The sequence below is a fragment of the Geodermatophilus poikilotrophus genome (assembly GCF_900111455.1).
In the GTDB taxonomy this organism is placed as follows: Bacteria; Actinomycetota; Actinomycetes; order Mycobacteriales; family Geodermatophilaceae; genus Geodermatophilus; species Geodermatophilus poikilotrophus.
The window spans coordinates 857,960-871,432 of sequence record NZ_FOIE01000001.1 but is presented as its reverse complement, the minus strand read 5'-3'; the positions used below and the strand labels follow the sequence as shown (position 1 = coordinate 871,432).

The following is a 13,473-nucleotide window of genomic DNA, read 5'->3' as shown; positions in this document are numbered from 1 at the left end:
CGGCCGCGGGCGGTCGGGGGGTGGTCAGCCCAGGCGCGCGGCGAGCACCTCGGCGCCGGGCCCCGCCAGCCCGTCGAGGCCGGCGCGCCGTCCCGCCGCGACGAGCAGCAGGTCGATGTCGGGGCCGCGCACCTCGGCCCCGTCGCCGTGGGTCCACCCGGTGTCGGTCGAGACCAGCCGCACCCCGGCCAGTCGCCGCGGCGCGCCCATGAACCTGTTCGGAGCGACGTAGGCCAGGCAGTCCGCCACCACGTCCGGGGGTGACACGAGACGCCGGCCCAGCGGCCGCGCGACGTCCTGGGCGTGGACGACGAGGTCCATCAGCGGGTCCCTCGGGGTGCTGCCGGGGAATCTCCGCGTGGAGCCGGCGCTCTCCCGCAGTTGCGCGACCAGCTCCGCGGGGCTGTGCGCCGCGGCCCGCTGCGCCGCCAGGTCGACCTCCATCCGGTCGAAGCTGCCCCGGGCCCGCACCGCCGCCCACAGCAGCCGGGGCACCGTCAGCCTGGTCGTGACCGTGAGGTGGGCGATGACGTCGCGCACCGTCCAGGCGGCGCAGAGCGACTCCGTCGCCCACTCCTCGTCGGTGAGGTCGGCGACGGAGTCGGCGAGGCGGTGCCGCTCGGCGGCCACCGCGGCGTCGACGGCCGCCCGGGACAGGGCAGGGAGGGTGCTCATGGTCCTCCCGACTCCGCCCGTCCCCGGAACTCGTCGGTCGCGGCCGGGGCGTGCCACCCGTGACCGGGTGTGACCTGCGCCGACCGACTAGGTTCGGGAGCCGGACCGGATGGACCGGCGCAAGGGGTGTGGGACGTGGCGAGATCGGTGCTCGTGACCGGCGGGAACCGCGGGATCGGGCTGGCGATCGCCCGCGCGTTCGCCGAGCAGGGCGACGCGGTGGCGGTGACCCACCGTGGCAGCGGCGCCCCCGAGGGCCTGTTCGGCGTGGAGTGCGACGTCACCGACGCCGCAGCGGTCGACCGGGCCTTCACCGAGGTCGAGGAGCACCAGGGGCCGGTGGAGGTGCTGGTCAGCAACGCCGGCATCACCCGCGACGGGCTGCTCATGCGGATGAGGGAGGAGGACTTCACCGACGTCCTCGACGCCAACCTCACCGCCGCCTACCGGGTCGCCAAGCGGGCCGCGGCCAGGATGGTGCGCGCGCGGAGCGGCCGGCTGGTCTTCGTCTCGTCGGTCGTGGGCCTGCTGGGCTCGGCCGGGCAGACGAACTACGCGGCGTCCAAGGCCGGCCTCGTGGGCCTGGCGCGGTCCATCGCCCGCGAGCTGGGCAGCCGCGGCATCACCGCGAACGTGGTGGCGCCCGGTTTCGTCGAGACCGACATGACGGCGCAGCTGCCGGAGAAGCGGCAGCAGGAGATCCTCGGGCAGGTGCCGCTGGGGCGGTACGCCTCGGCGGAGGAGATCGCCGGCGTGGTGCGCTTCCTGGCGAGCGACGCGGCTGGCTACATCACCGGGGCGGTCGTCCCGGTCGACGGCGGACTGGGAATGGGGCACTGATGAGCGGCGGCATCCTCGAGGGCAAGGAGATCCTGGTCACCGGGGTCCTCACCGAGGCCTCGATCGCGTACGCGACCGCCCGGATCGCGCAGGAGCAGGGCGCCACCGTCGTCCTGTCAAACTTCGGCCGCGCCCTGTCGCTGTGCCAGCGGATCGCCAAGCGGCTGCCGCAGGAGGCGGCCGTCGTCGAGCTCGACGTGACGAACACCGAGCACCTGTCGACCCTGGCCGACCGGCTGCGCGAGCAGGGCTTCGACACCCTCGACGGCGTCGTCCACTCGATCGGGTTCGCGCCCCAGGAGGCGATGGGGGAGGGCTTCCCCGAGGTCGCCTGGGAGCACGCGGCGACGGCCTTCCAGGTGTCGTCCTGGTCCTACGCCTCCCTCGCGCAGGCCTGCCGGCCGCTGCTGGCGAACCCGTCCTCGGTCGTCGGGCTGACCTTCGACGCGTCCGTCGCCTGGCCGGTCTACGGCTGGATGGGCGCGGCCAAGGCGGCGCTGGAGTCCGTGAGCCGGTACGTGGCCCGCGAGCTCGGACCCGAGGGCGTGCGGTCCAACATCGTGGCCGCCGGGCCCCTGCGCAGCATGGCCATGAAGTCCATCCCGGGCAGCGCGCAGTTCGAGGAGGCGTGGGAGGGGCGGGCGCCGCTCGGCTGGTCGGTCACCGACACCGAGCCGGCCGGCAAGGCCGTCGTCGCGCTGCTGTCGGACTGGTTCCCCGCCACCACCGGCGAGATCGTGCACGTCGACGGGGGCTTCCACGCCGTCGGCGTGTGAGTGCATCCGCCGGCGTCCCGCAGCGAGAAGGAAGTCCGTGCCCCGCGCCACCGTCGACATCAACCCCGGCCAGCGACCCGACGAGGACCCCTCGCTGGCCGTCCGCAACAACGGCGGCGTCCCGCCGTCGGCCGACCCCGCCCCCGCCGGACGACGGGAGGCGCTGCTGGTGCTCTCCTTCGGCGGCCCCGAGGGCCACGACGACGTCATGCCGTTCCTGGAGAACGTGACCCGCGGCCGGGGGGTGCCGCGCGAGCGGCTGGAGGAGGTCGCCGAGCACTACCACCACTTCGGCGGCGTCAGCCCGATCAACGACCAGAACAAGGCGCTGATCGCGGCGGTCGAGGCCGACCTCGCCGCCGCCGGCGTCGAGCTGCCGGTCTACTGGGGCAACCGCAACTGGGCGCCGTTCGTCGAGGACACCTGGCAGCAGCTGGCCGACGACGGCATCGAGCACGTCTACGTCCTCGCCACCTCGGCCTACGCCTCGTACTCCGGCTGCCGGCAGTACCACGAGGACATCGCGCGGGCCCGCGTCGCGACCGGCGGCGGGCCGACCGCGGAGAAGCTGCCGCACTACTTCGACGCGCCGGGCTTCGTGCAGGCCAACGCCGACGCGCTGGCCGCCGCGATCGCCACGCTGCCCGAGGAGCTCCGCGGCACCGCCCGGCTGGTGGCCACCGCGCACTCCATCCCCGACACGATGGCCGCCGTGGCGGGGCCCGGGGGGCACGCCTACGAGGCCGAGCTCACGACCGCCGCGCAGCTCGCGGTCGACGCCGCCGCGCCCGGCCGGTCCTTCGACCTGGTGTGGCAGAGCCGCAGCGGCCCGCCGTCGGTGCCGTGGCTGGAACCCGACGTCAACGACCACCTGCGCGCGCTGGCCGCGGCGGGGGAGCAGGCCGTCGTCCTGTTCCCGGTCGGGTTCGTCAGCGACCACCTCGAGGTCGTCTGGGACCTCGACAACGAGGCGAGGGAGACCGCCGAGGAGCTCGGGCTGGCCTTCGCCCGCGCCGCGACCGCCGGGACCCACCCGGCGTTCGTCCGGTCGCTGGTGGAGCTGCTGGGGGAGCGCCGCGCGGGTGGGGAGCCCCGCCTGGGCACCAACTGCCCGGCGTCGTGCTGTTTCGTCGCACCGCGCCGTCCCGGTGCCGCCTGAGGGAGGACCCCGTCCTCCCCACCCCTTCGGGGAAGGACCTCCCTGTCCCGCCACCGCTCGCAGGCTCGCGGCGGGACCCTGCAGGGAGGCCGGCGGGACCCGGGACGGGGGTCCTCCCTCAGCCGGTGGGGCGGAGCACGTCCGCCACGGCGGCGGCCACCGCCTCCGGAGCCTCCGACGGGATCTGGTGCCCGGCCCCGGGCACGACGACGGTCTGCGAGCGTCCCGAGAGCGCGGCCAGCTGCTCCTGGCCCGCCGTCCACGGCTCGCCGGCGCCCTCGCCGCGCATGAGCACCACGAGGCGCGGGTCGTCCTCCAGCGCCGTCACCGACCGCGCGGCCTGCTCGACGTCGCGGAGGTCCAGCCGCTCGCCGGCCATCTCGACCTCCTGCAGGCTCGGTGCGCCGGTGCCGCTCAGCAGGCCGACGGAGGGATCGAGCGCGTCGACGAACACCAAGCCGTCGACGCGCTCGGGGTGCCGGTCGGCGTAGACCCGCGCCAGGTAGCCGCCGAAGGAGTGCGCCACCAGGACGACCGGGCCGCCACCCGCGGCGTGGTCGACCACGGCATCCAGTTCGGCGTCGAGCTCGTCGGCGCCCCTGCCCGCGGTCCGGGGGGCGTCGCTGGCGCCGGTGCCGGGCCGGTCGTAGCGGCAGACCCGCGCGCTGCCGGTGAGGGGCCGCTCGACCTCGATCCACTGCTCGGAGGTGGCGTCGTCCCCGATGCCGTTGACCAGGACCACGGCGGGACCCTCACCGGCGCACCACACCCGCTGCGGTCCCGTCGGCGCGCCGACCTCGGCCTCGACCTCCCCGGGCACCGGGTCGCCGCCCGCACCGCAGGACGTCACGACGAGGCCGCACGACGCGAGGACCGCGAGCCCGACGGCAGGACGCCGACGGTGCGACCCCCTCACCGCGGGACGGCGTTGTAGGCGGCGGTGACCGCCTCGCGGACGGCGTCGCCCAGCGGACGGAGCGCGTCGTCGCGGGCGGCGGCCTGGCGGTGGGTGACCGCACCACCGGGGGCGTCGCTGAGCGCCAGGTCGAGCACCGTCGCCAGCCGCTGGGCCCGCGCCAGCAGCGACATCGCCAGCGGATCCGTGCCCGGTGGCATCCCCGGCACGTGCGCCGCCTTCGCCAGCCCGGCCAGCAGCGCCGGGACCTCCGGGTGCCACCGGGCCAGGTCGAGGTCGGCCAGCGTGCGGGCCGCGTCGCCGACGGCGAGGTCCAGCGCGCCGGACACCGCGCGCAGCGACCCCTCGACCGGTGGTGGCACCGGCGGGACACCGGTCAGGTCGAACGCCCTCCACTGCACCACCTCGGGGCCCAGCGGTTCGGGCACCAGCGCGAGGTGCTCGCCGACGGCGGCCTGTCCGGCCTCCACCGCCGGCTCGGCGAGGCCCGGGGCGCGCGGCAGCCCGCGCACGTCGCCGGGCACCGGCAGCACCAGGCGGATCCGGGTCTCCCCGGCGCTGCCCAGCGCGCTCAGCGCCCAGCCGAGGGGCACGGCCTCGTCCGTGCCGGGCAGGCCGGCGACCCGGTGCGCGGTGTCCCCCACCAGGGCGTCGAGGGCGTCGTCGTAGGAGGCGCGGCCGGTGAGCCAGGCGGTCGCCCACACCGCGAACCGGCCCGCGGGGAAGTCGTGCACCCGGCGAGGTTATGCCGGGCCCCGGCCGAGGTGACGATCCGGTTGAGATCGATCACAGCGCAGTCCGGATCTGGGAGAGTTCGGACGTGGACGCCTGGCTGCTGTGGCTGATCGCGTCGGGACTGTTCGCCGCCGGCGAGCTGGCCAGCGGCGACCTGTTCCTGCTGATGCTGGCCGGCGGGGCGCTCGGCGGCGTCGGGGTGGCGCTGCTCGGCGGTCCCGTCGTCCTGCAGCTGGCCGCCTTCGTCGTCGTCGCGGCACTGCTGGTGGCGGTCGTCCGGCCCCTGGCCAAGCGCCACCTCACCGAGGGCACCCCCGACCAGCCGGACGGCGTCGCCGCGCTCGTCGGCCGCACCGCCAGGGTCACCCGGGCGATCGACGGGCACGGGGGACGCATCCGCCTGGGCGCCGACGAGTGGACCGCCCGGAGCCAGTACGGCGGCGAGCACTTCCCGGTCGGCACGACCGTGCGGATCCTCCAGGTCGACGGCGCCACCGCCGTCGTCGGCGACGCCCTCGAACTGGAGTAGCACCTCCAGCGGGGGAGCGCGCGTCGCGCCGTGACCGGATCGTCACCGGGACCGGGCAGGATCGGCGGCGGAACCCAGAGGAGGGAGCGTTCCCGTGACACCCGCACTGATCGCCCTGATCGTGATCGCCCTGCTGGTGGTCGTCGTCGTCGCCAAGAGCGTGACGATCGTGCCGCAGGCCCAGGCCAAGGTCGTCGAGCGGCTCGGCCGCTACAGCCGCACGCTCTCGCCGGGCCTGTCGCTGCTCGTCCCGTTCATCGACCGCGTGCGCGCCACCATCGATCTGCGCGAGCAGGTGATCTCCTTCCCACCGCAGCCGGTGATCACCTCGGACAACCTGCAGGTCGGCATCGACACCGTCGTGTACTTCCAGGTGACCGAGCCGCGGCTGGCCACGTACGGCATCGCCAACTACATCCAGGGCATGGAGCAGCTCACCACCACGACGCTGCGCAACGTCGTCGGCGGGCTCAACCTCGAGGGTGCGCTGACCGGCCGCGACGGCATCAACAGCCAGCTGCGCGAGGTGCTCGACGGCACCACCGGCCCGTGGGGTCTGCGCGTCGCGCGGGTGGAGATCAAGGCGATCGACCCGCCGCCGTCCATCCGCGACTCGATGGAGAAGCAGATGCGGGCCGACCGCGACAAGCGGGCGATCATCCTGCAGGCCGAGGGCGCCCGGCAGTCGGCGATCACCACCGCCGAGGGGCAGAAGGCCTCGGCGATCCTCTCCGCGGAGGGCAAGAAGCAGGCGGCGATCCTCGAGGCCGAGGCCGAGCGGCAGAGCCGCATCCTGCGGGCCGAGGGTGAGCGCGCGGCGCTGTTCCTGCAGGCGCAGGGCCAGGCGAAGTCGATCGAGACGGTCTTCCAGGCCATCCACGACGGCAAGCCCGACCAGGGGCTGCTGGCCTACCAGTACCTGCAGACGCTGCCGCAGATCGCGCAGGGCGACGCGAACAAGATGTGGATCGTCCCCAGCGAGTTCAGCAAGGCCCTCGACGGCCTGGCCAAGCTCGGCGGCGCCGACGGCGACGGGCGGTCCTGGATGGACGTCGAGCCGTCGCGGAACGGCGCGAGCCGGCCGACCGCGGAGATGGACACCAGCGGCTGGTTCGAGTCGGCGCTGCCCCGGGCCGCCGACCAGCCCGAGGCGAAGATCGAGCTGTCGAGCATCGCCGACGCCGCGCCGGGCGTGGCCGCCCCGGGGATCCCGGACACCACGGCCCTGGCCCGCGCCGCCGAGCAGGAGACCACCGGCGGGGAGGTCCAGCCCCGTCCCTGACCGGTTCCCCGGCGGGACGGTCACCGTGAGTCCGTCACCGCGGGTCCGTCACCGCAGGTCCGTCAGCACGAGTTGACCACGGGGTCGTCGCACGGGACACGCGCGGACGCGCCGCGCGTCGGCGCGACAACCCCGTGATCGACTGCTGCGGGCGGCCGCTGACACCCGCCAGGGCCCCCCGGGAGCGGCCCCGTCCACAGGCTCGGCGCGGGCCTGCGAGCGGAGGAGGACGGGGTCCTCGTCAGTCCTTGAGCAGGCCCTCGCGGAGCTTGGCCAGGGTCTGGCTGAGCAGCCGGGACACGTGCATCTGCGAGATGCCGATGTCCGCCGCGATCTGCGACTGGGTCATGTTGCCGAAGAACCGCAGGATGAGGATGCGCCGCTCCCGGGCCGGGATGGTGGCCAGCAGCGGCTGCAGCGACTCGCGGTACTCCACGCCCTCCAGTGCGGAGTCCTCCTCGCCGAGCGTGGCGGCGAGGGTGGGGGAGTCGTCCTCGCCGGAGAGCCGCTCGTCCAGCGAGCTGCTGCGGTAGGCGTTGGCGACGGCGAGCCCCTCGAGCACCTCCGCGCGCGGGATGCCCAGGTGCTCGGCGAGCTCCGAGGGCGTCGGCGCACGGCCGTTCTTCTGCGCCAGCTCACCGACCGCCGCGTTCAGCGACAGGTGCAGCTCCTGCAGCCGCCGCGGCACCCGCACCGACCAGCCCTGGTCGCGGAAGTGCCGCTTGATCTCACCGGTGATCGTCGGGACGGCGAAGGAGAGGAACTCGACGCCGCGGGTCGGGTCGAACCGGTCGATCGCCGCGATGAGCCCCAGGGTGCCGACCTGCAGCAGGTCGTCGAAGGGCTCGCCGCGGTTGCTGAAGCGGCGGGCGAAGTGCCGGACCAGCGGCAGGTGCTCCTCGACGAGGACCTCCCGCAACCGCTCGCGGCGCGGGTCGTCCTTGTCCAGCGTGGCCAGCTCGGCGAACAGCGGCGCGGTGCGCTCGGCCCGCTTGCGGTTCTCCGACATCGGCGGGGCGGCGGGTGAACCGGTGCCGGTCGACTCGCTCGCGTCCTCGTCGACCTGGTCCTCGTCGGACGCGTCGGTGACGTCGTCCTCGGACTCGACGTCGTCGTCGGCCGGGTCGTCGGCCGCTGCGTCGCGCCCGGGCGGTGCGCCGGCGTCCGGCATGGGGACGACCTCGCTGCGCGGGTCGGGCACCACGACGGGCTGCTCCTCGGACGCGACCTCCCCCTCCGTGCCCCGCGGGCCGGTCGGGTTCTCGTCGTCGCGCAGGGTGTCCTCCTCGACGGTCGTGGGCTCCGGGGCTACCGCCCCGGTCACCGCACGACCGAGACGTTCTGGCCCGAGTCCCCGAGCTGCTTGTCCGGGTGCTGTCCCGGGAGGTACTTGTCCATGGAGATGACGGCGACCGGCGAGGTGCCGCCGTCGCCGGCCGGGACGGTGGCCTGGGTGGCGGGACCGGCCTCGACCCTGTCCACCAGCGTGTGCAGCACCGCCCAGCCGAAGCCGTCGCGGGGGACGTCGGTGCCCTCGGCCGTCGGCACCCAGGCGTCGATGTGCAGGCCCTGGCGCGTGGTCTCGAAGACCACGGTCAGCCGGCGGTCGCCGGAGACGATCGCGGAGAGCGTCGCGCAGGCCTCGTCCACGGCCAGCCGGAGGTCCTCCACCGCGTCGAGGTCGTAGTCCATCCGCATCGCCAGGTCACCGGCCATGGCCCGCACGGCGGGCAGCTGCGTGGGAGTGGTGGGCACCCGCAGTTCCAGTCGTTCGGCGCGCCGCCCGTCCTGCGCGAGGGCACCCCTCGAGTCCACCATCCGTCGTCCGCTCCTCTTCCTCGCGTGGTGACCGCGCGCCCGGGTCCTGGGACCGGTTCCGCGCGGTTCGCACCCATCCTGCCCGACCGGCCGCAGCGGAGTGCCGGGCCGGGTCGGACGGGGCGCCTGAAGAGGAGGGGTACCCCTCCCCACGCGCGGGTCAAACCCCAGGTCACGCGGGCGGTGGGCGCGGTTGCAGCCGTCTGGGGGCTGCGGTTCGCTGGCCCGAGATGAACGCCAGCCAGCAGAGCCCGGGCTCCGGGCCCGCCCCGGTGGACGACGCAGGCGGTGCCGCGCTCGTCGCGGCGTTGGAGACCGCCTCCGCCGCCATCTGGTGCCTGGCCGGGACCGCCCTGGAGCCGGTCTGGGCCAACGCCCGGGCCCGTGCCCTCGGAACGGGCCCGCACGACCTGGTCTCGGTCGCCGGCCGGCGCGTCACCGAGCTGGCCGGCTCGGTCGCCCGCACCGGCCGCGCCGAGACGGTGCACGGCGACCCCGACCCCGCGGGTCAGGTCGCGAGCGTCGTGCTGCAGCCGCTGGAGGTGCGGGGGCAGCCGGGCGTCCTCGTCGTCGTCGAGGCCGACCGGACCGACAGCGCGCAGGCCGTGGCGGCCGTCGCGGAGGAGGACGTCGTCGACCAGGTGCAGCACTCGCTGCTGCCCCCGGCGCTGCCGCTGCTGCCGGACGTGCGGCTGTCCGGCAGCTACCACCGCGCCAGCTCGGTGCACGCCGCAGGCGGCGACTGGTACGACGCGGTGCCGCTCGGCCGCGGCCGGCTGGCCCTGGTGGTCGGCGACGCCGTCGGCCACGGCGTGCCCGCCGCCGGGGCGATGAGCCGGCTGCGCGGGGCGATGCGCTCGCTGGCCCTGCGCGATCCGTCACCGGCGGCGGTGGTCGCCGCGCTGGACGCCTTCGCCGGTCAGATGGAGGACGTCGAGGGCGCCTCGGTGTTCTACGGGGTGCTCGAGGCCGCCACCGGGCGGCTGACCTACGCCGCGGCCGGGCACCCCGCCCCGTTGCTCGTCCGGGCCGACGGCAGCGCCGAGTTCCTCCCGCTGGCGCCCCGCCCGCCGCTGGGCAGCCTGCCCGGTGCGCCGACCGTCGCAGCCACGGCGCAGCTGCCGCAGGGCGCCACCCTGGTGCTGTTCTCCGACGGCGCCGTCGCCGCCGCCGGCTGGCTGTCGGCTGAGGGCCTCGACCGGCTGGCCCGGGTGTCGCAGGCCGCGCTCACCGCTCCGGGGGCCCTCGCCGGTGACGTGCCGGGCGAGCTGGCCGCGGCCATCGTCGAGGGGCTGGCGGACACCGCCGAGCGCCCCGACGACATCGCCGTGCTGGTCGCGCACCGCCGCGCCGTGACCACCGAGCCGCTGGCGCTCGACCTGCCGGCCGTCCCGGTGTCGCTGCCGACGGTCCGCCGGCGGCTGGGTGCCTGGCTGGCCGGGCTGGGCATGGGCGAGCAGGACCGGGTCGGCGTCATGGTGGCGGTGGGGGAGGCGGCCGCCAACGCGGCCGAGCACGCCTACCGCGGTGTGCAGCCGGGGCGGATGCAGGTGACGGCGGCGGTCGACGTCGACGGGCAGCTCACCGTCATCGTGCGCGACCAGGGCCGGTGGCGCCCGCCGGACCGCGATCCCGGCGACCGCGGCCGCGGTCTGCTGATCATGCGGCAGCTGGTCGACGGGGTGGTGCTGCAGGGCGAGCACGGCACGACGGTGACCCTGAACATGCGGCTGCGCCGCAGCCCCGATGACGACGCGGACCGTCCCGGCGGCACCAGCGCGGCCGACGTCGCCGTCGACCGGAGCGGCGAGTGCCCGGTGGTGCGGGCGACCGGCGCGGTCGACATGCTCGGCGCCGAGCAGATGCGCATCCGGCTGCTGGAGGCCAGCCACGGCGGCACCGGCCGGGTCGAGCTGGACCTGACCGCGGTCACCCTGTTCAGCAGCGCGGCGGTGCGCGTCGTCCTCGCGGTGGCCCGGATCGCCGGGGACGAGGGGTGGCGGCTGGTGGTGCACGCCCCCGAGGGCGGGGTCACCCGGCACGTCCTCGAGATCAGCGGGCTGGGCGGGCTGGTCGAACTGCGCTGACGGGCGAACCGCCGTCGTCCCGCGTTTGCGGAACGCCGGCGGTGCCCATCCTCTGGGCGTGAGACTCCGCCGCAGCGACGTGCACGGCCCCGGATGGCGGCGCCGGCGTGCCGGTCGCGGCTTCGCGTACTACGACTCCGCCGGCGCCCTCATCAGGGACGAGCGCCTCGACCGGCTCCGCTCGCTGGCCATCCCGCCGGCCTGGCGGGACGTCTGGATCTGCCCGTGGCCCAACGGCCACATCCAGGCCACCGGTGTCGACGCCGCGGGTCGCCGGCAGTACCGGTACCACGAGGAGTGGCGGGCGCGGCGGGACGCCGAGAAGCACGAGCGGGTGCTGGAGATCGCCCACCAGCTGCCCGACGTGCGCGACGCCGTCGTCGAGGCGATCCGGGGCGGGGGGCTGACCCGGGAGCGGGTGCTGGCCGCCGCCGTCCGGCTGCTGGACCTGGGCGCCTTCCGCGTCGGCAGCGAGCAGTACGCCGAGGACAACGGCACCTACGGGCTGGCGACGCTCCGCCGCGACCACGTGCGGGTCCGCGGCGAGCAGGTGTTCTTCTCCTACACCGCCAAGGGCGGCATCGAGCGGGAGCTGGAGCTCACCGACAAGCCGACCGCGGACGTCGTCCGGGAGCTGCTGAAGCGGCCCGAGGAGGGCGAGGAGCTGCTCGGCTACTGGGTGGAGGACCCGGACGGCGGTCGGGTGTGGCACGACGTGACCAGCGCCGAGGTGAACGCCTACCTCAAGGAGATCAGCGACGCGGAGATCACCGCCAAGGACTTCCGCACCTGGAACGCCACCGTGCTGATGGCCACGACGCTGGCCGCGGCGCCGGAGCCGGCGACGAAGACGGCCCGCAAGCGGGTGCTCAAGGAGGCCTACGAACGGGTGTCGGAGACGCTGGGCAACACACCGGCGGTCTGCAAGGCCAGCTACGTCGACCCGCGGGTGGTCGACCGGTTCGAGAACGGGGACACCGTGGCGCACGCCCTGAACGAGGCGGCGGAGGCGCCGGACGACCGGACGGCCCAGCAGGTGCTCGAGCAGGCGGTCTGCCAGCTGCTCAGCGCCTGACGGGACCTCCGGTCCCACGCTCCTCGCGAGCCCGCGACGGGCGGGATGCTGCAGGGGCCGAGCGCGGATTCGGGGCGAGGGGCACCGCACGACACGACGAGAGGCCCCGCCGGAGCAGGGCCTCTCGTCAGTGCTGTGGCCCCCTGCCGGGGCCCGCCGCCGGCCCCGTCCCGGGTCCCGCCCTGAGCTCGCGGAGGGTGGGGAGGACGGGGTCCTCACACGGTGGGGGCAGGGGATCCCTCGTCAGCGGGCGCTGCCGTCGACGATGGTGAACAGGTCGATCAGCCCGGTGACCTCGAGCGGGCGGGTGACGGCGCGCGTGGTGGCGATGAGGCGGAGGTCGACGTCGCGGGAGCGGGCCGACTTCTGCGTCTCCACGAGGACCGCCAGGCCGGCGGAGCCCAGGAACTGGACCCCTGACAGGTCGATGACCAGGACCTGGGGCTGCTGCTCCAGCTGGGTGTCCAGCGACGACCGGAGCACCGGGGCGGTGAACGTGTCCACTTCGCCGACGACCGTCACCGTGACCACGCCGTCCTCGCCGGTGGAGGTCGAGAGCGTGATCACGTCGTCGAAGGGCGCCTCCGTGCCTTCGGTCGACACGTCTGGCTGCCCCTCGGCAGGCAGGTCGGATGTGGTCACGAGCTGAGCTCCTCTCAACGGCAGTACCCGGCGGCACGACCGCCCGGTCAATCTACCGCTGCGCGGCCCCCCGGATGTCGTGGCCCCCGGACACGCACGTCGTCGTTCGTGTCCGCGCCGGGCGGTTCCCCGGCACGACCGCGGCTGCCTGCTCAACCGCAACCACAACGTAGACATCCGAGGTCGAACGCGCCAACCCGCCCCCGGGCACCCCCACCAAGTCGTGACGCCGTGCCCCCGTCCGGGGGACGGGCACGGCGTCACGGGTCGGTGGTGGAGCCGGCGAGCCGCGATGGGTGGGGAGAGGCGGTGCGTCCTCAGTCCACGACGTGCATGGCCGACTCCTCCGGGCCCTCACCGCCGACCACCGGGTCGAGGCTGGCCTCGACGTCGTCGGCGGTGCGGTTGGTGCCGGAGTCGGTGTCCGGGGTGGTGTCGTAGTCCTGCTCGAGCTGGCCGAGGCCACGGCCCGGGTCCTCGGCGGGGCGCACGTCCGGGACGTCGTCGGCGATCTCCTCCTCCAGGCGCCCGGACAGCGACCTGCCCTCCGACTGCTCGAACGCGGTCGTGCCGAAGCCGACGGTCCGGTGGCTCTCCCGGTCGCCCGGCTCCGGGGCGAACTGCGGGTCCTCGGACCGCTGCATGGTCGGGAAGTCGTCCTGGGAGACGTCCGGGACGCCGTTGTCCTCGGGGAACACGTCCCGGGCGGTCTGGCCCTCGGGTCCGGTGGCCCCGGTGTCGCCGCGGACGTCGTCGCGGGTCCCGGTGAGGCCCCGCTCGTCGTCGGGGAACTCGGCGTCGTTGAGGGCGGAGTGGACGGCTCCGCGGTCGGTCGGGTCCGGCTCGGTCATGGGGTTGCCTCCGTTCTGCGTGCGTCCGCCGTGCGCACGCTCGTCCATCCCGTGGACGGGGGGCCGGTCGGGTGACCGGCGTCGTGAT

Annotated in this window: 14 protein-coding genes; 7 read left to right on the top strand and 7 right to left on the bottom strand. The window is 75.1% G+C overall.

Annotated elements, in window-relative coordinates; all coding sequences use genetic code 11:
• Window positions 1-24: 24 nt before the first annotated feature.
• Entirely contained in the window at window positions 25-675 is a 651-nt protein-coding gene (locus BMW27_RS04015; protein WP_091439398.1) for a maleylpyruvate isomerase family mycothiol-dependent enzyme, read from the bottom strand.
• Window positions 676-810: 135 nt separating this feature from the next.
• Between BMW27_RS04015 and fabG the strand changes: the two genes are divergently transcribed.
• From fabG to BMW27_RS04000, 3 genes are read left to right on the top strand one after another with little or no spacing between them, the layout of a single operon-like run.
• Entirely contained in the window at window positions 811-1,515 is a 705-nt protein-coding gene (fabG, locus tag BMW27_RS04010; protein ID WP_091439842.1) for a 3-oxoacyl-[acyl-carrier-protein] reductase, read from the top strand.
• On the top strand, window positions 1,515-2,291 hold the full coding sequence (gene fabI / locus BMW27_RS04005) for an enoyl-ACP reductase FabI (RefSeq protein WP_091439395.1): 777 nt from the start codon (window positions 1,515-1,517) through the stop codon (window positions 2,289-2,291). Before fabG ends, fabI begins: the two co-directional genes overlap by 1 nt.
• Before the next feature lie 37 nt (window positions 2,292-2,328).
• Window positions 2,329-3,450, top strand: a complete 1,122-nt coding sequence (locus BMW27_RS04000; RefSeq protein ID WP_091439393.1) for a ferrochelatase — start codon at window positions 2,329-2,331, stop codon at window positions 3,448-3,450.
• A gap of 118 nt (window positions 3,451-3,568) precedes the next feature.
• On the opposite strand, the gene BMW27_RS03995 is transcribed toward BMW27_RS04000, so the two are convergent.
• Together BMW27_RS03995 and BMW27_RS03990 are read right to left on the bottom strand one after the other, a co-directional pair.
• Entirely contained in the window at window positions 3,569-4,300 is a 732-nt protein-coding gene (locus BMW27_RS03995) for an alpha/beta fold hydrolase (RefSeq protein ID WP_175486343.1), read from the bottom strand.
• Window positions 4,301-4,362: 62 nt separating this feature from the next.
• Complete coding sequence (locus tag BMW27_RS03990) at window positions 4,363-5,100, bottom strand: hypothetical protein (RefSeq protein ID WP_091439388.1); 738 nt, start codon at window positions 5,098-5,100, stop codon at window positions 4,363-4,365.
• Window positions 5,101-5,186: 86 nt separating this feature from the next.
• On the opposite strand from BMW27_RS03990, the gene BMW27_RS03985 reads away from it, so the two are divergent.
• On the top strand, window positions 5,187-5,630 hold the full coding sequence (locus BMW27_RS03985; RefSeq protein ID WP_091439385.1) for an NfeD family protein: 444 nt from the start codon (window positions 5,187-5,189) through the stop codon (window positions 5,628-5,630).
• A 94-nt stretch (window positions 5,631-5,724) separates the two neighbouring features.
• Window positions 5,725-6,912, top strand: coding sequence for an SPFH domain-containing protein (locus BMW27_RS03980; RefSeq protein ID WP_091439381.1), 1,188 nt, complete (start codon window positions 5,725-5,727; stop codon window positions 6,910-6,912).
• Window positions 6,913-7,153: 241 nt separating this feature from the next.
• Here the strand turns inward: BMW27_RS03980 and BMW27_RS03975 are convergent, their stop codons facing one another.
• Together BMW27_RS03975 and BMW27_RS03970 are read right to left on the bottom strand one after the other, a co-directional pair.
• Complete coding sequence (locus BMW27_RS03975; protein WP_091439378.1) at window positions 7,154-8,236, bottom strand: RNA polymerase sigma factor SigF; 1,083 nt, start codon at window positions 8,234-8,236, stop codon at window positions 7,154-7,156.
• A complete protein-coding gene (locus BMW27_RS03970; RefSeq protein ID WP_091439374.1) occupies window positions 8,233-8,730 on the bottom strand; it encodes an ATP-binding protein in 498 nt (165 codons plus the stop codon). The genes BMW27_RS03975 and BMW27_RS03970 overlap by 4 nt, the downstream gene beginning before the upstream one ends.
• 230 nt (window positions 8,731-8,960) lie before the next feature.
• Between BMW27_RS03970 and BMW27_RS03965 the strand changes: the two genes are divergently transcribed.
• Both BMW27_RS03965 and BMW27_RS03960 read left to right on the top strand, forming a co-directional pair.
• On the top strand, window positions 8,961-10,817 hold the full coding sequence (locus tag BMW27_RS03965) for a SpoIIE family protein phosphatase (RefSeq protein ID WP_091439370.1): 1,857 nt from the start codon (window positions 8,961-8,963) through the stop codon (window positions 10,815-10,817).
• A gap of 58 nt (window positions 10,818-10,875) precedes the next feature.
• Window positions 10,876-11,892, top strand: coding sequence for a DNA topoisomerase IB (locus tag BMW27_RS03960; RefSeq protein WP_091439367.1), 1,017 nt, complete (start codon window positions 10,876-10,878; stop codon window positions 11,890-11,892).
• 243 nt (window positions 11,893-12,135) lie between these two features.
• On the opposite strand, the gene BMW27_RS03955 is transcribed toward BMW27_RS03960, so the two are convergent.
• Window positions 12,136-12,534 (bottom strand): STAS domain-containing protein, encoded by a 399-nt coding sequence (locus tag BMW27_RS03955; protein WP_091439363.1) that lies wholly within the window; start codon window positions 12,532-12,534, stop codon window positions 12,136-12,138.
• Window positions 12,535-12,851: 317 nt separating this feature from the next.
• Window positions 12,852-13,385, bottom strand: coding sequence for a hypothetical protein (locus BMW27_RS03950; protein ID WP_091439838.1), 534 nt, complete (start codon window positions 13,383-13,385; stop codon window positions 12,852-12,854).
• Between the last annotated feature and the right edge of the window lie 88 nt (window positions 13,386-13,473).